The organism is Enterococcus sp. AZ011, assembly GCF_050548355.1.
GTDB classification, from domain to species: domain Bacteria; phylum Bacillota; class Bacilli; order Lactobacillales; family Enterococcaceae; genus Enterococcus; species Enterococcus faecalis.
The window spans coordinates 1013022-1035643 of record NZ_CP172959.1; the positions used below are offsets into that span (position 1 = coordinate 1013022).

Genomic DNA, 22622 nt, shown 5'->3' on the forward strand with positions numbered 1-22622 from the left:
ACGTCGATTTTTTCGCAAAATGAATTGGAGGGAAAGGTGATATTCTGGCGATTTAGCAGAGCTTTATTCTTGTTTTATAAAGTTGTGTATTTGTTTTTATAATTTTAAAATTATCGATGGCTGTCATTTTTTTACGAAGCCTTTATTAATAAAAGACTAAGAAATAACAAAAAAGAGAGAAGGAGAAGAAATTTTGTTTGTAGTTTCGGTTCTTTTCTAGTAAAATGAAATTGTATAAAAGTAGAAGTGAGGTGTAGTAAAATGGGTTTTACAGACGAAACAGTACGCTTTGATTTTGATGATAATCGAAAAAAAGCAATCAGTGAAACGTTAGAAACCGTATATCGGGCATTAGAAGAAAAGGGATACAATCCTATTAACCAAATAGTAGGGTATTTACTTTCTGGGGACCCGGCTTACATTCCTCGTTATCAAGATGCTCGAAACTTAATTCGTCGTCATGAACGTGATGAAATCATGGAAGAATTAACCAAATATTACTTAGCGAACCACGGAATCGATATCAAATGAGGATCATGGGGCTAGATGTAGGTTCACGGACAGTCGGTGTGGCTGTTAGTGATTTATTAGGTTGGACAGCACAAGGCATCGAAATTATTCGCATCAATGAAGAGGAAGAGAACTTCGGTTTTGAGCGATTAGGTGAATTGGTGAAAGAATACGAAGTCACGAAATTTGTCGTAGGTTTACCGAAAAACATGAATAATTCCATCGGTCCTAGAGCTGAAGCATCCATGGCATATGGTGATAAGATTCAAGAATTATTTCAATTACCTGTTGACTATCAAGATGAACGATTAACAACTGTCCAAGCAGAGCGTTTCTTGGTGGAGCAAGCAGATGCTTCAAGAGCCAAAAGAAAAAAAGTCATTGATAAACTAGCGGCAGTAATGATTCTACAAAATTATTTAGATGCACATAGCCGATAATTATCGAGCTTTGAATACATCAAGGGAGAGAAGAAGAATGACAGAACACAACCACGATCATGATCACGAAGGACATGAACACATTACTTTAGTAGACGAACAAGGAAATGAAACATTATACGAGATCTTACTAACTGTTGACGGTCAAGAAGAATTCGGTAAAAATTATGTTTTATTATATCCAGCAGGAATTCCTGAGGATGAAGATGTTGAATTGCAAGCTTACTCATATGTGGAAAACGCAGAAGGTACAGAAGGCGATTTACAGCAAATCGAAACAGACGCTGAATGGGATATGATTGAAGAAGTTTTCAATACATTCATGGCTGAAGAAGAAGAGTAAAACTGTAACGAGAGAAGCGCTACTTCTCCTATTGAGAAGTAGCTTTCTTAATAATAATTGTTATAATGTACATGTTGTTTCTATCATAAGATACTATCACTATCATTGAGTGTGATGGATAAAGAAGGACAGCATTGTCTAGTTTTACAAGATGTTGTAAAAACGTAACATCCTTGTAATGACGTTAATTTGGTGACTATCTAGCATAATTTATAATTTGTGTTATACTAAGTGTGAGGTTTCAGAAATACTGTTAATTTTATAATATTAAATAAAAAAATGGCTCCACCTACTGGCATAGGTAGAGCCGTCAGAAATTCAGTTAAACAAACACGTAATTATTGGTGTGGTGCATTGCCACGAACTGAAATTCCAGTTAATAAAGCAAGTAAATCAAACATATATTTCACCTCCTTTATTATGATAGCTTCATTATAACATTATCTGTAAAATGATGGTATGTTTAATACAAAAAAAATAGAAAGATTGGAGTTTTGACTGTGAGAGTAGCGGGAGAAAAAATCAAAACAGCGCGTAAAAAGAAAAAATTATCGCAAGCTGAATTGGCAAAAGGAATTTGTACACAAGCAACAATTAGTAACATTGAAAACAAAAATGTGTGTGACAGTTTAGACATTTTCTCATCTGTATGTCTACGTTTAGACTTACAAGTGGAAGAATGTATCGAAGGTTCTAGTGAGAAAAAACTCGAAAGCTTATTAAATAAAGTAGAAGAATTATGCTTTTACTTTAAGCACGATGAAGCCTATGATTTGTTGAAAGACTATCCAGATGATATCGAAAGTTCAAACAGAATTTTAGAAACAAAATTTTTCTATTATAAAGGAATTACGAGTTTATTAGGTAAGAAAAATAATAGCGAAGCATTGTTCTATTTACATCGTGGTTCTGAAATTAGTCGTGATATTAATATTTATAATATTTTGAGTATGAATGCGATCGGTATTTTATATGAATTAGAAGATGATATTGAAAAAGCAAAAGTTTATTACGATAAATCTTTACAATTGCTAAGCGAATTCAAATTAGATTATCCATTAGAACAATGCCGTATTTATTATAATACTGCAAAATTCTATTCATTAATTAAAGACTATGCAAAGAGTATTGAATTAAGTGATAAAGGAATCGAAATTAATCGGACACACAGTTCTATTTATTCTTTAGATTGCTTATTATACGAAAAAGCGTTTAATAAACAAATGCTAGGACTAGATGCTGTTGAAGATTATCGTATTGCGTACTACTTTACACGTTTCTTTGAAAATAAAAAATTACTTGCTTATATTGAAAAAGATATGCAAGAGTTTAATATCAGTTTTAAATAATAGATTAGCGTTTCAGATTTAAAAAAGGAACAACCTAACTCCTCTTGAGTTAAGTTGTTCCTTTTTTCTCTTTTTAATTTGTTTCTTTGACAGCGTTACGGACGCTTTCGGCGACGACTTTTGCGACTCCTTCTTGGAATGGATCGGGAATAATATTGGTCGGCGTGAGTTCATTATCGGGTATCAATTTTGCAATACCTTTGGCAGCGGCAATTTGCATTTCAATCGTAATCTTTTTCGCCCGAGCATCTAAGGCACCGCGGAAGATACCAGGGAAGGCCAACACATTATTAATTTGATTCGGAAAGTCACTACGACCAGTGCCGACAATATAAGCGCCTGCCGCTAAAGCTTCATCAGGAAAAATTTCAGGAACTGGGTTAGCCATTGCAAAAATAACTGGCTGCTCATTCATCTGTTGAATCCACTCAGGTTTTAAAACACCTGGTGCTGAAACACCAACAAAGACATCAGCGCCTTCAAGAGCAGTAGCTAAATCACCGGTACGGTGTTCCCGATTGGTTAACTTCGCAATTTCTGCGTGGTGTGGTGGCAGAGCTGTATCTGTTTCGCTCAGAATCCCTGCACGGTCAACAATGATAATATGTTTTACACCAGCAGCTAAAAATTTTCTTGTGATCGAAAGACCAGCGGAGCCACCGCCGTTGATTACCACATGAATGTCCTCTATTTTCTTGTTGATTAATTTTAAGCTGTTGTACAAAGCCGCTAAAACAACAATCGCTGTCCCGTGTTGATCATCATGGAAAACGGGAATATCTAGTTCATCGATTAAACGCTGTTCAATTTCAAAACAACGAGGAGCGCTGATATCTTCCAAGTTAATTCCCCCAAAGGTTGGAGCCAAAAACTTCACTGTTTGGATGATTTCTTCAGTATCTTGTGTATCTAAAACAAGGGGAATCGAATCCACACCAGCAAAGCGTTTAAACAACGCAGCTTTTCCTTCCATGACAGGCATCGCTGCTTCAGGACCAATGTTACCTAAACCCAAAACTGCTGAACCATCACTGATAACGGCGACGGTGTTTTTCTTTGTTGTTAATTCGTAGGCGCGTTCTTTTTTTTCATGTATTGCAGAAGAAACAGCCGCAACACCTGGTGTGTAGGCAATTCCTAAATCTGCTTTTGTTTCAATCGGAACTTTAGGACAGACTTCTAATTTTCCCCCAAATTTTTTTGCTTGCTCAATCGCTAATTCTTTTACATCTTTTGTTGACATATCATTTTCCTCCTAAATAATTCACTTATAGTTAAAAAAGCATTCTAAAAATAGCAGTCATTGTTATTACTGTAATGGCACCGCCTAAACGTGTCGCAACTTGTGCAAACGGCATTAAGTTCATTCGATTGGCTGTACTTAAAATAGCCACATCGCCAGTCCCACCCATACCACTCTGACAAGCGGAGACAATGGCAGCCTCAACGGGATTCATATTCATGAAGCGTGAAACGAAAAATCCTGTAGCAATAACAGTGAAAACGACACTAATTACCACAACAAAATATTGCCAGCTAAGCATTCCTACGACATCTTTTAAAGGAATATATAACATACCTAAGCCGACCATTAACGGGAACGTAAAATTGCCAGAGATAAATTTATAAAGCTGTTTTGATCCGCGTTGGGTTTCTTTCGGTACTACGTTTAAGTATTTTAAAAAGGCTGCGACAACAATCATCAAAACAGGACCAGGAAAGCCTGTTAAGTGTTGCAATAAACCGCCTGTAATAAATAAGGTACACGCAATTAAAACACCAGCGCCCATTAATTTTACATCAATTGGTGCTTTGTCTTCTTCTAAAGCATCACTTAAATCATCTGAATTGGTAATTTTAATCAACTGACCTTGTCCAGAAAGTTCAGGGCGTTTTTCTCCTAAACGACTAAGTAAACCTGAACACATAATAGCAAAAAAATTACCAATAATGGTTGCGGGAATTAATTGCCCCACTAATTGTTCACTTGGCAATCCAGTAATGGCACTATAACCAAGGGATAAAGGAAGAATGCCTTCACCAATTCCACCAGCTAAAACAGGGGTGACAATATAGAAAAGGCTATGTTTCCAACCGAGACCTAACAGCGTTCCAACAAGGGTCCCAACGCCCATTGCTAAAATCATTCCTAATGCCATCGGGACAATCATGCGCATTAAACCTTGGACTAAAATTTTGCGGTTCATTCCAAGGATACTTCCACAAACTAAACAAGCAATATAGAAATAGAGAAAGTTTGCTTGTTTCATTAAAATATCTGTTGAGTCTAAGACATTCTGGTTGAGTAAATTGAAAAAGACCATAATTGATGGTACTAATAAAGATAAAATTGCGGGACCGCCAAAATGTTTCAAAATAGGAATATTTCCACCAATTGTTCCAAGTAACCAACCCATTGTTAAAATTACGGCAAAACCACCTAACATATTGACTGGTAGTTGTTCTAATAGAGCCGTAACAAGAATAATGCTAGCTGTTACAAGATAAACAGGTAACGTAACCGAACCAATCCTCGTTTTGGTTAATTTGTTGCGCCAATCTGTTTCATTAGCAGCTGTTGCGTGCAATTTCTTTTCCATGCTATTTCCTCCTATAACTTTAATCTATATTCATCATAATGTAAACGTTTTCTGTAGAGTAGATTATTTAATTAATTTAACTAAAGAAAAGTTTTTTAACCAAATCTTCCTATGCTATACTTTATTTGAAGAGAAAAGAGGGATGGAATGAAGCGTGGCGGGAAATTATGGTGCTTCTTATCAGTGATTTTTATTGCAACATTAATTATTATGATTACTTTCTTTTACGGAGTAACGACGGTCCAAACAATTAAAGAAGTTCGTAAAAACCAAGAGCAAGCACTTTTAGCCGTCGGGGAACAGTTGGCTATTGAACCGAATGTTATTGAAGCCTTAAAGAATGATCACTATTCAGATGAATTGGAAGCGTATACGGTTCGTTTAGGTGAAATCCATCAGTTGGATTTTATCGTGATTATGAATATGCAGGGGATTCGTTTAACACATCCTGATCGCCAAAAAATAGGTAAGCATTTTGAAGGTGGCGATGAAGTGCGAGCATTAAAAGGGGAGGAACATTTATCTGTTAGTCAAGGGAGTTTAGGAGAATCATTACGAGGTTTTGTCCCAGTCTATGATCAAGGAAAACAAATTGGGGTTGTGGCAATGGGCATTAAAATGACCTCGCTTTCACAATTGATTGAACGAACAAAAAATGATTACACAGTGAGTGTCCTTTTAAGTGTTGGTTTTGGCTTTATATTAGCCATCGTGGTTTCTTATTATTTAAAAAAACAACTTCACGATTTAGAGCCAAGAGAAATTGCTCGTCTATTAGAAGAGCGAAACGCCATGCTTGAGGAAACGAAAGACGCAATCCTTGTGATTGATACCGATCAAAATATTTTATTAGCAAATATTGAAGCAACTAAAATGTATCATAATATAACAAATAGTGAAGAAAATTTACTAGGAAAGAAACTTTCAGCATTGGTTTTATCTCCTGGAAAATTAATCGTACATTCAAAAACAGAGCAATTCTATCGTCAAAATGGCCAGGATTATTTCGTCTCAATCGCCCCGATTAATGTCCGTAAAAAAACAATTGGGCATGTTATCTTTCTGAAAAATGCGACGGAAACGTTTATTGTCGCAGAACAGCTTGTCAGCACAACAACATATGCTTCGGCATTACAAAGTCAATCACACGAATTTATGAATAAGATGCATGTTATTTATGGCTTAGTCGATTTAGAAGATTATGAGGCGCTAAAACATTATCTGGCCGATTTATTGAAACCAGAAAAGGAATTTGCACAGCGCTTAGCTATTTTGGTTAGAAATCCTATTTTAGCAGGTTTTTTAAGTGGGGAAAGAATCAAGTTTGCAGAAATTAAAACACAATTAGCTATTGAAATTTATCCAGAAATTCCACCAAATAAACGAGATGAAGATACACAAAATTTGATTGCTATCTACCGTTATATTCATCGTTTCCTGATGGAACAACCGTTGCCAGAAGAGATCATTGAAACCATTGATTATCAGCCAGGAAGTTTGACGACGACTTATTCGTTTGCTTATCCAAAAGAACAACTGGAACGCTTTGAGCAAGAGTTTTTCACTTCTTATTTGGCAAGATTATTAGAGAATGCGGAAGCGACATTGACTTGGGAAAACCAACAAAACAATTGGCTTGTCATTCGCATAAATGTTCATTACGAAGGAGCAGAGGAAAATGAACCTATTGATTATTGAAGACGATCCTATGGTTGCATATATACATCAAAAATATCTTGAAAAATTAATTCACCAACCGACTATTTTTGCGGCGGCAACAATTGCTGAAGGTCTACAACTAACGAAAGAAAAACAACCAGCACTTGTTTTATTAGATGTTCATTTGAAAGATGGCAACGGCTTGACCTATCTGGCAACAATTAGAGATGAAAAAATTGATACAGAAGTCATCCTGATTACGGCTGCCAACGAGTTGGAAAACGTTAAACGAAGCTTACATTTAGGCGTTTTAGACTATTTAGTTAAACCCTTCTCTTTTGAACGATTTCAACAAAGTATCGAAAACTATCAGAAAAAAGCTGCTCAATTCACGCTGGAAACGGAGGAGCTTTCGCAAACAAAAGTGGACCAATTGTTTCATTCTTCACAGACAAACGCACGTAAAAATGAACAAGATCTTCAAAACCTGTCCTTAGAAAAAGGACTAACACAAGCAACATTACAATTATTGTTAAAAAAAATAGACGAATTTACCGACTATTTTACGATTCAAGAATTATCAGAAGCAAGTCAGCTTTCACATGTTTCTGTTCGCAAATATGTGTTGTTTCTAGAAAAGAATAACCTTTTAGAAAGTAAAAATAGCTATTTAAAAGTGGGGCGTCCCTATCAATCGTATCGGAGAATTTAGTATTTTTTATTTTTTAGTAAATAAAAAAAGTAATTGAAAAGTGGCGAAATACAGAGGATACTCCTTTTTATTCTCATTTAAAGAACTTAATTGAGAATGGAAAAGAGGATATTATTTGTTATTTTTTGAGAATATATGATATTCTTTATTATGTAAGAAATAATATTATATGGGAGGAACGAGCGATGAAAGTTATTGTTTTAGGATCATCACATGGAGGTTATGAAGCGGTAGAGGAATTACTAAATCTTCATCCTGATGCAGAAATTCAATGGTATGAGAAAGGTGATTTTATCTCATTCTTGTCCTGTGGCATGCAGTTGTACCTAGAAGGAAAAGTGAAAGATGTTAATTCTGTTCGCTATATGACTGGCGAAAAAATGGAGAGTCGTGGTGTGAATGTCTTTTCTAATACTGAAATTACAGCGATTCAACCAAAAGAACATCAAGTGACAGTGAAAGATTTAGTGTCAGGTGAAGAACGTGTTGAAAATTATGATAAATTAATCATCAGTCCCGGAGCTGTCCCATTTGAATTAGATATTCCAGGTAAAGATTTGGATAATATTTACTTGATGCGTGGTCGTCAATGGGCCATTAAATTAAAACAAAAAACAGTAGATCCAGAAGTCAATAATGTGGTTGTGATTGGTAGTGGTTATATTGGGATTGAAGCTGCCGAAGCATTTGCAAAAGCCGGCAAAAAGGTTACTGTTATTGACATTTTAGATCGTCCATTAGGGGTATATCTAGATAAAGAATTTACAGATGTTTTAACAGAAGAGATGGAAGCTAATAATATTACCATTGCAACTGGTGAAACAGTTGAACGTTACGAAGGCGACGGTCGTGTGCAAAAAGTCGTTACAGATAAAAATGCGTACGATGCTGATTTGGTCGTTGTAGCGGTTGGTGTCCGTCCAAACACTGCTTGGTTAAAAGGTACCTTGGAATTACATCCGAATGGCCTAATCAAGACGGATGAATACATGCGGACAAGTGAGCCGGATGTATTTGCAGTAGGGGATGCTACGTTAATTAAATACAATCCTGCAGACACAGAAGTAAATATTGCCTTAGCAACGAATGCTCGTAAACAAGGTCGCTTTGCTGTGAAAAACCTAGAGGAACCAGTTAAACCTTTCCCTGGTGTTCAAGGATCTTCTGGCTTGGCCGTCTTTGATTATAAATTTGCTTCAACAGGGATTAACGAAGTCATGGCTCAAAAATTAGGAAAAGAAACAAAAGCGGTGACAGTAGTAGAAGACTACTTGATGGACTTTAATCCAGACAAACAAAAAGCTTGGTTTAAATTAGTGTATGATCCTGAAACAACACAAATTTTAGGCGCTCAATTAATGTCAAAAGCAGATTTAACTGCAAACATTAATGCTATTTCATTAGCGATTCAAGCCAAAATGACGATTGAAGACTTAGCCTATGCGGATTTCTTCTTCCAACCAGCGTTTGACAAACCTTGGAATATTATTAATACAGCGGCTTTAGAAGCGGTGAAACAAGAACGTTAATAGAAGAGAAAATAAAACCCATGAGTATTTATAGTACTCGTGGGTTTTATTTTTATTTTGTATTCAATTGATTTTTCAACTCTTGTTGGACACGAGTTAATTCTTGTTCATCCACACGTTGATAGGAAACACCATCTTGCATAAAACCAGTACCTTGAAGTTGGTCTTGTTTCACTTTACCAAAGGCACTGCGATAATCTAAGGCAATTTTTTTCATGTCATCAAAACTTAAATCTGTCTTCATATTATCAGAAACAGCTGTTAAAATTTCTTGATAGTTGCTCACGCTATTAAGACTTAAGACTTTTTGGACGATGCCTTCAATCACTTTTCTTTGACGTTCTTGGCGGCCGTAGTCACCATTAGGATCTTCGTAACGCATTCTTGAATAGGAGAGTGCTTGTTCACCATCCAATGAAATTTTACCAATCGTAAAATCATACCCGTCTTGAGAAAAAGTCAGATTATTGTTCACTTCGATTCCGCCAACCGCGTTGACTAATTCTTTTAAACCAGCCATATTAATTGAAACATAATGATTAATAGGTATATTTAAATAGTTTTCAACTGTATCCATTGCTAAAGATGCGCCACCAAAAGCATAGGCGTGATTCAATTTATCTTGTTTTCCTTGACCTGGAATATCAACATAGGTATCGCGAGCAAGACTGACTAAGGTTGTTTGCTTGTCACGAGGATTAACTGTTGCAACAATTGTTGTATCCGAACGACCTTGCTCGACACGCCCATCATCGCCTGTATCAATCCCTAATAATAAAACAGAAAAAGGCTCCTTATTGTTTAAATTGACCTGACTTTTTTTAGATCGTTCTACTGTTTCATAGGTTTTATCCATTGATTTAGAAACATCCCAATAAAGTTTTGCTCCCATTCCAACAACTGCAAGAAATAGAACCAAGATAATTCCAAAGATAATGGCAAAAATTTTCTTCCCTTTTGACATATTTTTCCTCCAATAATTTATCACAGGTTGTGATTTTTTTCTTATAGGTTAATCTTACTAATTTTTAGTGAAGAAGTATATAATAATTGTTGAAAGACTATAAAACTTTAAGGTATTTTGCATTATTTTTGCTTAATCTTTTGAAATATCTCAATTCTATTAAAATATGCGAATTAGTATATTACACGTTTTCAAGGTGTTTCATTGTTGATTAATTAGAATTTTAGTGGTATTTTTGTATTTGTAATTAGTACAGATTTTAATCGGAGGTATAACAGTGAGTAAAAAAGGATCAGATATCATAGTAGAAAGTTTAATCAATCACGAAGTGCCCTATATTTTTGGGATTCCCGGTGCAAAAATTGATGGGGTTTTTGATGCATTAGTTGATAAAGGCCCAGAATTAATTTTAGCTCGACATGAACAAAACGCTGCCTTTATGGCACAAGGGATTGGTCGTTTGACGGGAGAGCCTGGCTTAGTTATTGCAACTAGTGGACCTGGTGCCAGCAATTTAGCAACTGGGTTAGTAACTGCGACTGCAGAAGGGGACCCTGTTTTAGCATTGGCTGGACAGGTGAAACGGTCCGATTTGTCAAAATTAACTCACCAAAGCATGAATAATGCTGCATTATTTAGTCCAATAACAAAATTCAGTACAGAAATTCAAGATCCAGAAACATTATCTGAAAATATTGCCAATGCTTACCGTATCGCCAAAACAGCGAAAAAAGGCGCAACATTCTTATCGATCCCACAAGATGTCACAGATAGTCCGGTGACAGGCGAAGCGATTAAGCCTTTGTCGGCTCCGAAACTGGGCCATGCATCAGCAGAAACAATCGCAGCTTTAGCTGAACGAATCAAGCAAGCGAAATTACCTGTTTTACTTTTAGGAATGCGGGCCTCTGCACGAAAAGTTACCGCAGCCATTCGTGAATTGGTTGCTATAACTGGTTTGCCAGTCGTGGAAACGTTCCAAGGAGCAGGAATTATTTCAAAAGAATTAGAAGAACATTTCTTTGGGCGTGTTGGTTTATTTCGAAACCAACCTGGGGATCGTTTGTTAAAAAGAAGTGATTTAGTGATTGCGATTGGTTATGACCCAATTGAATATGAGGCACGTAATTGGAATGCAGAAAAAGATGCGCGCGTTATTGTTATTGATGAAGTTCAAATGGAAATTGATCAATATATGCAACCGGAAGAAGAGCTAATTGGTGATATGTCTAAAAATATTTTGAAATTATCAGAAGCATTTAGTGAACCAATATTAACAGAAGATGCGCAAGATTATTTAGAAACGCTTCAAGAAAAATTAACGATTAAAGAAGTAAAAACAAGTACAATTGAAAATCGGTTACATCCATTAGAAATTGTTCAAACGCTTCAAGAAAAAACCACGAATGAAATGACAGTTACTGTTGATGTAGGGAGCCACTACATTTGGATGGCTCGCCACTTTAGAAGTTATGAACCGCGTCATTTATTATTTAGTAACGGTATGCAAACATTAGGTGTCGCTTTGCCTTGGGCAATCTCAGCTGCACTAGTTCGTCCAAATACACAAATTATCTCTGTTTCTGGGGACGGCGGTTTCCTATTTTCGGCGCAAGAATTAGAAACAGCGGTTCGTTTAAAGCAAAATATCGTGCATATTATTTGGAATGATGGTAGTTATGATATGGTTAAATTCCAAGAAGAAATGAAATATAATCGATCCTCTGGCGTAGATTTTGGTCCAGTTGATTTTGTGAAGTATGCTGAAGCTTTTGGAGCCAAAGGGGTTCGAGTTCATTCACAAGCAGAATTTGCCGCAGCTTTAGAAGAAGGAATGCAAACAGAAGGCCCAGTGATTATTGATGTTCCTGTGGATTATTCAGATAATCAAGAATTAGGTAAAACATTGTTACCAGATCAACTTTATTAGGAGATGGAAAAATGAGCGAACAATATGTTTATCAACATGGTACGCTAGGCGGTTTAATGGAAAGTTTGATGGCAGGAACGGCAGAAATTGGTACGTTACTCACGCAAGGTGATTTTGGAATTGGGACATTAGAAGGCTCAAATGGCGAAATTATTTTATTGGACGGTACATTGTATCATGCAAATCAAACTGGCGAAATTACTATTCTAGGAGGCGAAGAATTAACGCCATATGCCGCAGTTACTCGTTTTCAAGAAGATGGCGCATTCCCTGTATCAACGGAAACCGATGAAAATATTAAAGCACAAATTTTAGAAAAAATTAGTCCTAATTTTTTTGCGGCAATTAAAATTAGCGGTCTTTTTGCGAAGATGCATGTCCGTGTGGCACCTAAACAAGAAAAACCGTATCCACCATTTGTAGAAGCAGCACGCAATCAACCTGAATTTACAGCGGAGAATATTCAGGGAACAGTTGTAGGGTTCTTTACACCTAAATTATTTCATGGTGCCTCTGCCGCAGGGTTTCATTTGCACTTTATCAGTGAGGATCACCAATTTGGTGGGCACATTCTTGATTTTGGCATTAAACAAGGGACTGTTTCGTGGATGGAAACAGCAGAATTGCGACAGCATTTTCCAGTTCATGATGCTGATTATCGGAATAAAGAAATTGATATTGCAAAAGCTTTGTCCGCAATTGAAGAAGCGGAATAACTGAATAACAAGGCACATTTCTCCACGCCCATTCAAGTTGACTAACTAGGTCAACTTGAATGGGCTTATTGCTGTTCGTCGCTTTTTGTTGTTATTTTTCAAAAAAAAATAGTATCCTTTTTATAATAAGCAAATAACAATTGGAAAGGATGGCGTAATGGACACACTTTATAGAAGTTGGCAATTGTCTGGTTGGCTCTATCATGATATTTTTGTTATCATTGTAGCAATTATTTTTATAGTAATTAGTGGTATTTTGGTTATTTCCTTAATAAGAAGGCGGAGTACAAGGAGACTGGTTCCCTATGCGTTAATTTTATTGGTTTATCTTGCAGTGGTACATTTTGCTGGTTTAATCTTTTTCGGAATGTTTCGTTCAGTAACGATTGAAGAGAAAAGTGCGACGTTTTATTCTGAAAAAACAAAAGGCTTAACTTCAATCGAGCGAATGATTATTCCAAATGGACGAACGAATGGCATTAGCACCAGTAACTCATTGTTCCAAGTGATTTCTGTTAATAGTCAGACGAGCGAACGAATGTGGAGTAAACGTTTAGGTTGGCGTGATTATTTAATTGGTCAAACAGATCAATATGTGGTTTTGAATAATGCTGGTAACGAGGCCATTTACTTACTAGATACAAAAACAGGGAAAAAACAGTTTTCTGAAGCAGATTTAGTGAAGAAATTCCCTGAATTAAAAGACTATTTAAGCTCTGATTTCGTTGATTATCGTTTTATGGATAATCGCTATCTCTATATTTATGGATTAAACAATCGATATTATCAATTAGATTTGAAAAATTGGCAGTTAAAACAAGACCCAACTTTCAAAGAAGTCTTTCAAACACAAGAAGCGCCTAAATGGACGGTAGATTCAAATGAGAGTCAAATTGGTCAAGAGCTGTCATCGGAAGAGCGTACAACAGTGCAAGGAAAACTAGAAGAGCAACTAATAGCACCAGTTTTATTAGGCAAGAAAGATGAAGCAAATTATTATGTTCTGTCATACAAGAAAAGACAAAGTAATCAAGCGATAGTTGGCTTATACAATTGGCAGAAAAAAACATACGAGTGGCAAACACCGTTGCTTTTAACTAAAGAAAATGTACCTATTGAAGCTTTTCAAGTAGAGGATGCGTTATTCATTAAAGTCCCGCGTTATTTATACAAAATTAACCTGAATAATGGTAATCAAGAGTATCAGTTTGATTACCGTTGGGGCCAAGTGATTCGTTAAACGAAAAGTGGTAAAGCATGCTTAGACAAATAGAAGGAGCAAATAGTCCTTATGATATAAAAAAACGCTTAGAAGAGTAGTGATTCCGCTAGTTTTCTAAGCGTTTTTTTATTTTATGCAGGTCCAGAGATTAAATTCCAGATAATCGAACCTGTATATGCGCCAGGAAATAATTGTGAAACAGGGGTTTGGATTGCAAGAGAAATATCGGTCATGCGGCCGCTCCACATTCCTTGTCCTTTTCTATCACCAGCGTTACTCATTAAAGTCGCACCGTTACCGATAATAATTGGGTTGGTCGGGAAGTCGGGTGCAGCAGGATCTTCTGAAAAATCCAGTCCATACATTGTATTTGTCATAAAGAAACGCCTTAACGTTTTGTCATAGCGAGCATAGCCGCCTGTTAATTGAAACGTAATGATGCCTAGTAAAGAATGAGCTTCGTTTCGCATGTGTGGGATTTCAGCAGTGACATGCCAACCAGTTAAGGCTCCGCGAACATCCCCCATCCCGAAGTGTCTCATTGTATGAGTATTGCCTTCAGAAGGTCGTATAGGAACTGCCGTTAAATCACCAGAAATCGCTTGGGTTTCAAAAGTAAATTCTTTCGGAATAAAGAGCAAGTCAAAACTAGTGTTAGGATTTTCTAAATCAGGATCAATGGCATCGTCAACCGATTCATCACCAGGCAGCCCTCCAATTTCTAGTTCAACTGAAACAGGCGTTTTTCCAGAACGGGTGGCAAAAGAAACCGATGGGTCAAAACTAAAGAGACTGAATACTAGCAACAAGGCTACAAGTGATTGATAAGTGAGTAGATTTTTTTGCTTCAAGAAAGTTCCTCCTTTAGGTGCTGATAATATAAGTATACGCAAAAGGAGCTGTTTTTATTTATCAGTAATTTACAGGAAATTCGAAAATATTGAGACAGATGGTTTTTAATATTAGTTGAGAAAGGTGAGTCGACAATTTTTACTTGTTGATTCTGTCTTTTTTGAGCACCATTCGTTATATCAAGCATGCTAAAATATAAAAGAAATCATCAGGTATCACTAATGAAAAGGGAGAGGAGGAGAAAACTTTGAGTAAGTGTTTCGGGTTGTTGGTGATTTTATTTGTATTAACTGGCTGTTCAGGAAGTAGGAATTCGCAACAGGAAGTCGTTATAGAAAAGTCTGCTAATAATGACAAAGCAAGACAATTTGTTGATCAAAAAAATCCGCATTTAGGAACGCAATTAGAAGCAGAATCTTATACTAAACAGGAAGCGATTGAATTTTTACAAAATGGTTTAGGGATACCAACAAATGACTCGGCGTTTCATTATACGTTTAAGCAGTCAAATAAAGGAAGTTATGTTGTTCAAATTAGATCTGAAAAGAATAGTGTCTCAAAAGAGAATGAATTGTTCGGATATTATCAGGTGTATCAAGATGGTATTATAGTGAAAATGATGGAAAAGGATCAAACGTTCCAAGAAAATTAAGTGATAAATAAAAAAGTTGACAAAAAACACAAACAGTCTTGTTTGTGTTTTTTTGTTTAATGTTCGTGTTTTATTTTTTAATAACCTTTTTCGAAAAAATATACGAACGTTCGGGTTTAAAAACGAACAAAAAGATGAAAATGTGTTGAAATATACGTTTTCCTTGCGTATACTGATGAAGTGAAAAAACGAACGAGGAGTGTACGAATGAACAAGAAAGTTCCTTATTTAATTGTGGCACCGGGGCTAGTACTATTATTATTTTTCTTAATGATTCCATTAATTACTAGCATTTTGCCAACCATTTTTACTGATCATGGCTTGACACTAAATCAGTATGTTACTTTTTTTAAAGATGACTATAATGTTTCAATTTTCTGGCGAACGATAAGAGTTTCGTTAATTGTGACGGGTATTTCAATCGTGTTGGGCATTCCAACGGCATACTTTATTGCTGGAGTTTCCAAAAAATGGCGTGGCTTTTTAATGGCTATGACCTTGTTTCCATTATTAACCAATTCAGTTATTCGAAGTTTTGCTTGGATTAATATTTTAGGAAAAAACGGTGTAGTGAATACGTTGTTATTAAAAACAGGCTTAATTGAGCAACCGCTGAATTTATTGTATACAGAATTTGCAATTATTATCGGTTCAGTGTATTTATTTTTACCAACAATGATTATGACCTTAGTTGGGGTTATGGAAAACATTGAAGGAGAAATGCTAGAAGCGGCTGAGACGCTAGGCGCCAATCCAATGACGGCTTTTCGGAAAATTGTTTTACCTTTATCAATTCCAGGCACCATTGTAGGAAGTATATTAGTGTTTACAGGAACTTTAACGGCTTATACGACGCCACAGCTGTTAGGTGGTAACCAAAAAATGATGATGTCGACCTTCTTATATCAAAAGGCTAATACTTTAGGTGATTGGCAATCGGCGAGTGTTCTTGCATTTATTATGATTTTAACGACATTAATTGTGATGAAAGGCCTAGACATGGTCGCTAAGAAAGTAGATCGGAGAGAAGCAAATCATGCGTAAGCAAAAAGGACTATCTGTTATTGCAATTCTAGTTTTTCTGTTTTTATTTTTACCATTATGTTTGATTGTGGTGACTTCTTTTGGAACAGCCGCAGCGATTCAATTTCCGATTAAAGGATTTACTTTAGATTGGTACGCCAAAGCATTACAATCGGAAACGTTTATGGACAGTTTTAAGTTAAGCTTGTTGATTGGGGTATTAGCGACTGTTTTAGCATTAATAGTAGGGATTCCGGCTTCCTATGCGCTGGCACGTTATTCCGTTCGCGGGCGCAACTTTATTAAAAGCTTTTTCTTATCCCCAACTGTGATTCCAGGAATTGTGGTCGGGTATACGTTATTTCAATATATTGTTATTAAATTAGGTTTGCCAGTCTTTCAAGGATTGTTAATGGGGCATTTTTTAATTAGTTTGCCTTATATTATTCGAGTGGTTGGATCAAGTATGGAACAACTAGATTATTCAATGGAAGAAGTAGCTTGGACATTAGGTTGTACAAGATTGCGAGCTTTCATTCAAATTGTTTTACCCAATGTGTCTTCAGGAATTTTTGCAGCCTTTATGTTAGCATTTGTCAATTCGTTTAACAATGTTCCTGTATCGATGTTTTTATCAGGTCCCGGTGTGACGATGCTGCCTACTTCTTTATTAAGTTATATGGAATACAATTATGATCCAACTGTTTCAGCAATTTCTGTATTGTTGATGCTACTAACAATGGGCTTAATGTTTTTAATTGAAAAAACGTTGGGACTAGCTTCCATTGCCTAAAACATGGAAGAAGCCCGAGATAGAAAGAGGAGAAAATTTTGACTTTTGTGGATTTAAAAGATATTCGCGTCAGCTATGACGGAAAACAAGATATTTTAAAAGATTTAAATATTTCAATGGAAAAAGGAGAGTTAGTTTCTTTATTAGGACCGAGTGGTTGTGGTAAAACGACTACGCTAAGAGTGATTGCTGGATTAATTAAGCCAAACGACGGACAGTTTTTCGTTGACCAAGAAGAACTAACAAAGGTTCCTGTCCATAAAAGAAACTTCGGGATGGTTTTTCAAAGCTATGCGTTATTTCCCCATTTAACGATTGCAGAAAATGTCGCTTTTGGGCTGAAATTACGCAAAGAAAATAAACAAACCATGGACCAAAAAGTCACAGAAATGCTAAAAGTATGTGGTTTAGAAAGCTTGGGCGACCGTTATCCAAAACAATTATCTGGTGGTCAAAGACAGCGGGTTGCGCTAGCACGTGCTCTGATTATCGAACCTAAACTATTACTACTAGATGAACCGTTGAGTAATTTAGATGCAAAATTGCGAGTGGCAATGCGGATTGAAATCAAACGGATTCAACAACAATTAGGCATTACGACAGTTTTTGTCACACATGACCAAGAAGAATGTTTTTCTATTTCAGATAAAGTGGCCATTATGAATAATGGCGTGATTGAACAATATGATTCACCAGAAACGATTTATCGTTTGCCTCGTACTAAGTTTGTTGCAGAATTTATCGGTTTTGAAAACTTTTTCTCTGTCGAAAAAATGGAAGCCGGTCATTATCGGACACAAACAAATCAAATAGTGAAAACGACTAATCCTGAACCAAATGTTACAACGACGGTGGCAACGATTCGTCCAGAGGACATTGAGATTGTTTCAGAAGCTGCTACTAATACTGTCGCAGGTACTGTCGCTGTCCGAACATTTTTAGGGAAAAGCTATCAATATGAAGTGGAAACAGCGTTAGGTACATTGCTTGTTAATGGAACAAGTGAACAGTTATATGAAACAAACGAAACCATTCACTTGGCTTTTCCAGCTGAGAAATTAGTTATTTTAGAAAAATAAAAACCATTTTGGAGGAAGATTTAAAAATGAAAAAACGCGTAATTTTAGGGACATTAGTCGCTGCAACGTTATTAATGACTGCTTGTGGAAACAGCGAAGCAACTACGAAAAGCGAGAGCAAAGGTGGAAGTAATGCTTTAGTCGTTTCAACTTTCGGATTAAGTGAAGATATTGTCAAAAAAGACATCATCGCTCCATTTGAAAAAGAGAATGAAGCGAAAGTTACCTTAGAAGTAGGCAATAGTGCAGACCGCTTTACGAAATTAAAAAATAATCCCAATGCGGGAATTGATGTCATTGAATTAGCACAAGCAAATGCAGCACAAGGTGGAAAAGAAGGGTTATTTGAAAAAATTACAGAAAAAGAAGTACCTAATTTAAGTCAGTTAACGCCGGGAGCAAAAGAGGTTTTTGAAAGTGGTGCTGGCGTACCAATCGCTGTAAACAGTATCGGGATTGTTTACAACAAAGAAAAATTAGGCAAAGAAATTAAGAACTGGGATGACTTATGGTCAGCTGATTTGAAAGGTAAAATTTCTGTTCCAGACGTTGCCACGACGGCAGGTCCTTTAATGTTATACGTTGCCAGTGAACATGCTGGTCAAGATATTACAAAAGATAACGGGAAGGCCGCTTTTGAAGCGATGAAAGAATTAAAACCAAACGTTGTTAAAACGTATTCAAAATCGTCAGACTTAGCTAATATGTTCCAATCTGGTGAAATTGAAGCAGCTGTGGTTGCTGATTTTGCAGTTGATATTATTCAAGGCGCAGCAGAAAACGTGACGTATGTCGTCCCAGAAAGCGGCACGTATGCCAACTATAATACAGTCAATATTCCTAAAAAAGCACAAAACAAAGAAACCGCCTTTAAATTTGTTAACGCACGGATTAGTGAAGAATCACAAAAGGCCAAAGCGATTTCGTTAAATGAAGGACCTACTAATCAACAAGTAACGCTAAGCGAAAAAGAAGCGAAAAATAAAACATATGGTGCCATTGCCGAACGTGCCAAAACAGTCGATTTTAATTTTATTAATAGTCAACTAGCGGATTGGATTGATCAATGGAATCGGACGATGAATCAATAGTTTTAGAAAAGAGGGACAAAATGAACGTCGATGTATTACTAAAAAATGTGTGGCTGTATCAAACAGTCACTCAAACATTCGTTCAACGAAATGTTGCGATTAAAAATGATAAATTTTATTACATTTATGAAGAAGAGAACGTCAATTTGCAGCCCCAAAAAACAATTAATGCCGAGAATCAATGGATGATTCCCGGCTTAATTGATGCACACATGCATATTGAAAGTTCCATGACGACACCTACTATTTTTTCCAAAGCAGTAGTGCGTTACGGTGTGACAACGGTGATTGCCGATGCCCATGAAATGGCTAATGTATTTGGCTTAGAAGGCTTAAAAGCTTTTATGGCCGCTGAAACAGAACTAGATATCTTTCACGCAATTCCTTCTTCGGTTCCTTCGACCACTCCCGAATTAGAAACAACTGGTGGGATTATCGGCTTAGCAGAAGTAGCAGAATTACTCAAAGAACCAAAAGTGATTTGTTTAGGGGAAGCCATGAATTTTAAAGGGATTTCCTATGAGCCAGATTCTTTAATTCGTCAAATTATCGATTTGTGTCAAAAACAACGACCAATCATGCCTTTAGAAGGCCACTGTCCTAAAATCGAAGATCAAGAGTTAGCAGATTTTCTATATAGCGGTATCACTTCAGATCATACCCATCAATTTCCTAAAACGTTAAAAGAAAAGATTGAAGCGGGCGTCTTTATGCAATTTCAAAATAAATCAATCACTCCTGAAAATATTCAGGTGATAGTAGACAATAACTTCTACAATTATGCAAGTATTATCACGGATGACGTGATGGCTGATGATTTGCTAAAAGGTCATCTAAATGAAAATGTCAAAAAAGCCGTTCAAGCAGGGTTGCCTATCGAAAAAGCCATTTATATGGCAACTTATACGCCGGCCAAACGAATGGGTCTCCATGATCGTGGCGAAATTGCACCTGGTAAAAAAGCTGACTTTTTGTTATTAAATGACTTAGAAAGTTTTGATATTAATACGGTTTATAAATCTGGAAAGGTCGTTTTTGAAAAAGGTGAGCCCTTCCATTATCCAGAAAAAATCGAAGAGTTTCCAGCCACTTATCAACAAACCATCCAATGTAAAAGGTTAACAGAAGAAGATTTACTTTTAAAGGTGGCTACAACAAAAGAAACAGTTCGTTGTAATGTGATTCAAAAACAAGAAATTGGCACATTTACAGAGCGAATTACAAAAGAAATTCCTGTTGAAAATGGATTGTTGCAATGGCAAAAAGCCAACTGTGCCTTATTAATTGTGATGGAACGTTACGGAAAAAATGGTAATATTTCTTTTTCTTTAATGGATCAACCCCTTTCCGAGAAAGGAGCCATTGCGACAACCTGGGCCCATGATCATCATAATTTAATGGTGATGGGTAATACGATTGAGGATATTCTGTTAGCGCAGAATGAATTATTAGCGATGCAAGGCGGCTATTTGGTTGCTTCGGATCAGCAAGTGATGGCAACTTGTCCTTTACCAATTGGTGGGATTTTATCGCAAGCACCGATTGAACAATTAGGCGCTTCTTTACAAAAAGTTCGACAAGCTATGCAAGCGTTAGGCTATCAAAATATGAATGAAATCATGTCCTTTTCCACACTATCATTGCCTGTCTCGCCAGCCATTAAAGTGACAGATTTTGGGATGATGGATACGAAGTCACAACGTTTCTATCCATTAGTTTTTCCAGAGGATGGAGTTCTTTTGCATGAAAACACTCATTAAAAATGTGCATATACTAACAATGGATGAGCAATTTTCAGAAATCAAAGCCGGCTATTTAGTGATTGAAGAAGACACAATTGTGGAATTAGCACCAATGACCACACTTGATGAAAAGCAAATGGCTGCAAATCAAGTAATCGATGGTCAAAATGGAATTTTAATACCTGGGATGATTAACACCCATACCCATGTAGGCATGATTCCGTTTCGTTCGTTAGGAGACGATGTGCCAGATCGACTCCGGCGTTTTCTTTTTCCATTAGAACAATTCATGACAAAAGAATTAGTAGGATGCAGTAGTGATTATGCAATTGCTGAAATGTTACTGAGTGGTATTACGAGCTTTTGTGATATGTATTATTTTGAAGATGAAATTGCTAAAAGTTGTGAAAAAATGAGTGTTCGTGCTTTGCTCGGAGAGACGATCATTGATATGCCCACTTGTGATAGTCCAGAACCTTCAGGCGGTCTTTTTTACGCGGAAACCTTTATTCGCAAGTGGCAAGGTCATCCGTTGATTACGCCTATGCTTGCGCCGCATGCACCGAATACCAATTCACCAGAAGTGTTGGCGAAAATTATTGAACTTAGTCGGCAATACCAAGTTCCTGTGACCATGCACGTTGCTGAAATGACTTATGAAATGGCTGAGTTTGAAAAAGCCTATCAAAAAACACCAATTGCTTTCTTAGAAGAACTGGGTTATTTGAGCGAGCCGTTTATTTTAGCGCATTGTATTTTGGCAACAGATGAAGATCTTGCGAGTTTAGCTGCTACTAATGGAAAAGCGCGTGTCGCTCATTGTATCGGTGCGAATACTAAATCAGCCAAAGGCGTAGCGCCGATTAAGCAAATGCTTGATCAAGGGATTATTGTCGGTTTAGGCACGGATGGACCTAGTAGTGGGAATACATTAGATTTATTCACCCAAATGCGTATGGTTGCGAATTTTCATAAGACAGCACACCAAGATCGCTCTTTGTTTCCTGCGAAAGAAATTGTTTATCTGGCAACGATGGGGGGCGCTAAAACGTTAGGCTTGGCGGAGCAAGTCGGCTCATTGGAAGTGGGCAAAAAAGCGGATATAACATTAATTGAAACGCAATCAGTTAATATGTTTCCGATTTTTGATGCCTATTCAGCGTTGGTTTATTCAGCAAATGCTAGCAATGTTGAAGCTGTTTGGGTGAACGGTCAACAGTTAGTTGCCAATAAAGAATTACAACAAGCTAATCTCAAAGAAATCAAGGAAAAATTATATCAGGCCATGAATACGTTTGTGAAAGAAGCTAAAAAAAGAGCTGCTCTCTAAACAAAGCAAGTGTGACGTATCGGATTGATTAAATAACGCTGAATTGACGTTTAGTGATTCAGATTCTAATAGAGCGCAGACAAACT

Annotated in this window: 21 protein-coding genes; 17 read left to right on the forward strand and 4 right to left on the reverse strand. The window is 36.6% G+C overall.

Annotation, left to right across the window (positions count from 1 at the left end; translation table 11 throughout):
• Positions 1-261: 261 nt before the first annotated feature.
• The 4 genes from ireB (at position 262) to IGL36_RS05000 (ending at position 2642) form a co-directional block, all read left to right on the forward strand.
• On the forward strand, positions 262-531 hold the full coding sequence (gene ireB / locus IGL36_RS04985) for a regulatory phosphoprotein IreB (RefSeq protein WP_002357937.1): 270 nt from the start codon (positions 262-264) through the stop codon (positions 529-531).
• Positions 528-950 (forward strand): Holliday junction resolvase RuvX, encoded by a 423-nt coding sequence (gene ruvX / locus IGL36_RS04990; protein WP_002357936.1) that lies wholly within the window; start codon positions 528-530, stop codon positions 948-950. Before ireB ends, ruvX begins: the two co-directional genes overlap by 4 nt.
• Before the next feature lie 37 nt (positions 951-987).
• A complete protein-coding gene (locus tag IGL36_RS04995; protein ID WP_002357933.1) occupies positions 988-1293 on the forward strand; it encodes a DUF1292 domain-containing protein in 306 nt (101 codons plus the stop codon).
• A gap of 500 nt (positions 1294-1793) precedes the next feature.
• Entirely contained in the window at positions 1794-2642 is an 849-nt protein-coding gene (locus IGL36_RS05000; RefSeq protein ID WP_002382173.1) for a helix-turn-helix domain-containing protein, read from the forward strand.
• 73 nt (positions 2643-2715) lie between these two features.
• On the opposite strand, the gene IGL36_RS05005 is transcribed toward IGL36_RS05000, so the two are convergent.
• On the reverse strand, positions 2716-3885 hold the full coding sequence (locus IGL36_RS05005; RefSeq protein ID WP_002360544.1) for an NAD(P)-dependent malic enzyme: 1170 nt from the start codon (positions 3883-3885) through the stop codon (positions 2716-2718).
• Positions 3886-3916: 31 nt separating this feature from the next.
• Positions 3917-5242 (reverse strand): 2-hydroxycarboxylate transporter family protein, encoded by a 1326-nt coding sequence (locus IGL36_RS05010; protein WP_002357930.1) that lies wholly within the window; start codon positions 5240-5242, stop codon positions 3917-3919.
• A gap of 147 nt (positions 5243-5389) precedes the next feature.
• Between IGL36_RS05010 and IGL36_RS05015 the strand changes: the two genes are divergently transcribed.
• The 3 genes from IGL36_RS05015 to IGL36_RS05025 all read left to right on the forward strand — a co-directional run bounded on the left by IGL36_RS05015 (position 5390) and on the right by IGL36_RS05025 (position 9142).
• Entirely contained in the window at positions 5390-6940 is a 1551-nt protein-coding gene (locus IGL36_RS05015; protein WP_002397817.1) for a Spo0B domain-containing protein, read from the forward strand.
• A complete protein-coding gene (locus IGL36_RS05020) occupies positions 6921-7613 on the forward strand; it encodes a response regulator (RefSeq protein WP_002397819.1) in 693 nt (230 codons plus the stop codon). The genes IGL36_RS05015 and IGL36_RS05020 overlap by 20 nt, the downstream gene beginning before the upstream one ends.
• Positions 7614-7798: 185 nt before the next feature.
• The gene (locus IGL36_RS05025) at positions 7799-9142 is read left to right on the forward strand and encodes an NADH peroxidase (RefSeq protein WP_002357926.1); all 1344 of its coding nucleotides are present in this window, start codon (positions 7799-7801) and stop codon (positions 9140-9142) included.
• A 52-nt stretch (positions 9143-9194) separates the two neighbouring features.
• Here IGL36_RS05025 and IGL36_RS05030 read toward each other — a convergent pair whose 3' ends face one another.
• The gene (locus IGL36_RS05030; protein WP_002385983.1) at positions 9195-10106 is read right to left on the reverse strand and encodes an LCP family protein; all 912 of its coding nucleotides are present in this window, start codon (positions 10104-10106) and stop codon (positions 9195-9197) included.
• Positions 10107-10383: 277 nt separating this feature from the next.
• On the opposite strand from IGL36_RS05030, the gene alsS reads away from it, so the two are divergent.
• From alsS to IGL36_RS05045, 3 genes are all read left to right on the forward strand, one after another.
• Entirely contained in the window at positions 10384-12036 is a 1653-nt protein-coding gene (alsS, locus tag IGL36_RS05035) for an acetolactate synthase AlsS (RefSeq protein ID WP_002357923.1), read from the forward strand.
• Between the two features lie 11 nt (positions 12037-12047).
• Positions 12048-12752 carry an acetolactate decarboxylase gene (gene budA / locus IGL36_RS05040; protein ID WP_010716947.1) on the forward strand — a complete coding sequence of 235 codons (705 nt, stop codon included), beginning with the start codon at positions 12048-12050 and terminating at the stop codon, positions 12750-12752.
• Positions 12753-12909: 157 nt separating this feature from the next.
• Positions 12910-13992, forward strand: coding sequence for a PA2928 family protein (locus IGL36_RS05045; protein ID WP_002405239.1), 1083 nt, complete (start codon positions 12910-12912; stop codon positions 13990-13992).
• A 113-nt stretch (positions 13993-14105) separates the two neighbouring features.
• Here the strand turns inward: IGL36_RS05045 and IGL36_RS05050 are convergent, their stop codons facing one another.
• Positions 14106-14867 (reverse strand): WxL domain-containing protein, encoded by a 762-nt coding sequence (locus IGL36_RS05050; protein WP_002397822.1) that lies wholly within the window; start codon positions 14865-14867, stop codon positions 14106-14108.
• 206 nt (positions 14868-15073) lie between these two features.
• Between IGL36_RS05050 and IGL36_RS05055 the strand changes: the two genes are divergently transcribed.
• From IGL36_RS05055 to IGL36_RS05085, 7 genes are all read left to right on the forward strand, one after another.
• A complete protein-coding gene (locus tag IGL36_RS05055; RefSeq protein WP_002379350.1) occupies positions 15074-15478 on the forward strand; it encodes a lipoprotein in 405 nt (134 codons plus the stop codon).
• 207 nt (positions 15479-15685) lie between these two features.
• Complete coding sequence (locus tag IGL36_RS05060) at positions 15686-16522, forward strand: ABC transporter permease (RefSeq protein WP_002382189.1); 837 nt, start codon at positions 15686-15688, stop codon at positions 16520-16522.
• Positions 16515-17294 (forward strand): ABC transporter permease, encoded by a 780-nt coding sequence (locus IGL36_RS05065; RefSeq protein WP_002357916.1) that lies wholly within the window; start codon positions 16515-16517, stop codon positions 17292-17294. Before IGL36_RS05060 ends, IGL36_RS05065 begins: the two co-directional genes overlap by 8 nt.
• A 38-nt stretch (positions 17295-17332) precedes the next feature.
• Positions 17333-18373, forward strand: coding sequence for an ABC transporter ATP-binding protein (locus IGL36_RS05070; RefSeq protein ID WP_002413403.1), 1041 nt, complete (start codon positions 17333-17335; stop codon positions 18371-18373).
• 26 nt (positions 18374-18399) lie between these two features.
• Positions 18400-19464 (forward strand): ABC transporter substrate-binding protein, encoded by a 1065-nt coding sequence (locus IGL36_RS05075; protein ID WP_002357914.1) that lies wholly within the window; start codon positions 18400-18402, stop codon positions 19462-19464.
• On the forward strand, positions 19440-21224 hold the full coding sequence (locus IGL36_RS05080) for an adenine deaminase (protein ID WP_002397823.1): 1785 nt from the start codon (positions 19440-19442) through the stop codon (positions 21222-21224). The genes IGL36_RS05075 and IGL36_RS05080 overlap by 25 nt, the downstream gene beginning before the upstream one ends.
• Entirely contained in the window at positions 21208-22536 is a 1329-nt protein-coding gene (locus IGL36_RS05085) for an amidohydrolase (RefSeq protein WP_002397824.1), read from the forward strand. Before IGL36_RS05080 ends, IGL36_RS05085 begins: the two co-directional genes overlap by 17 nt.
• The last annotated feature ends 86 nt before the right edge of the window (positions 22537-22622 follow it).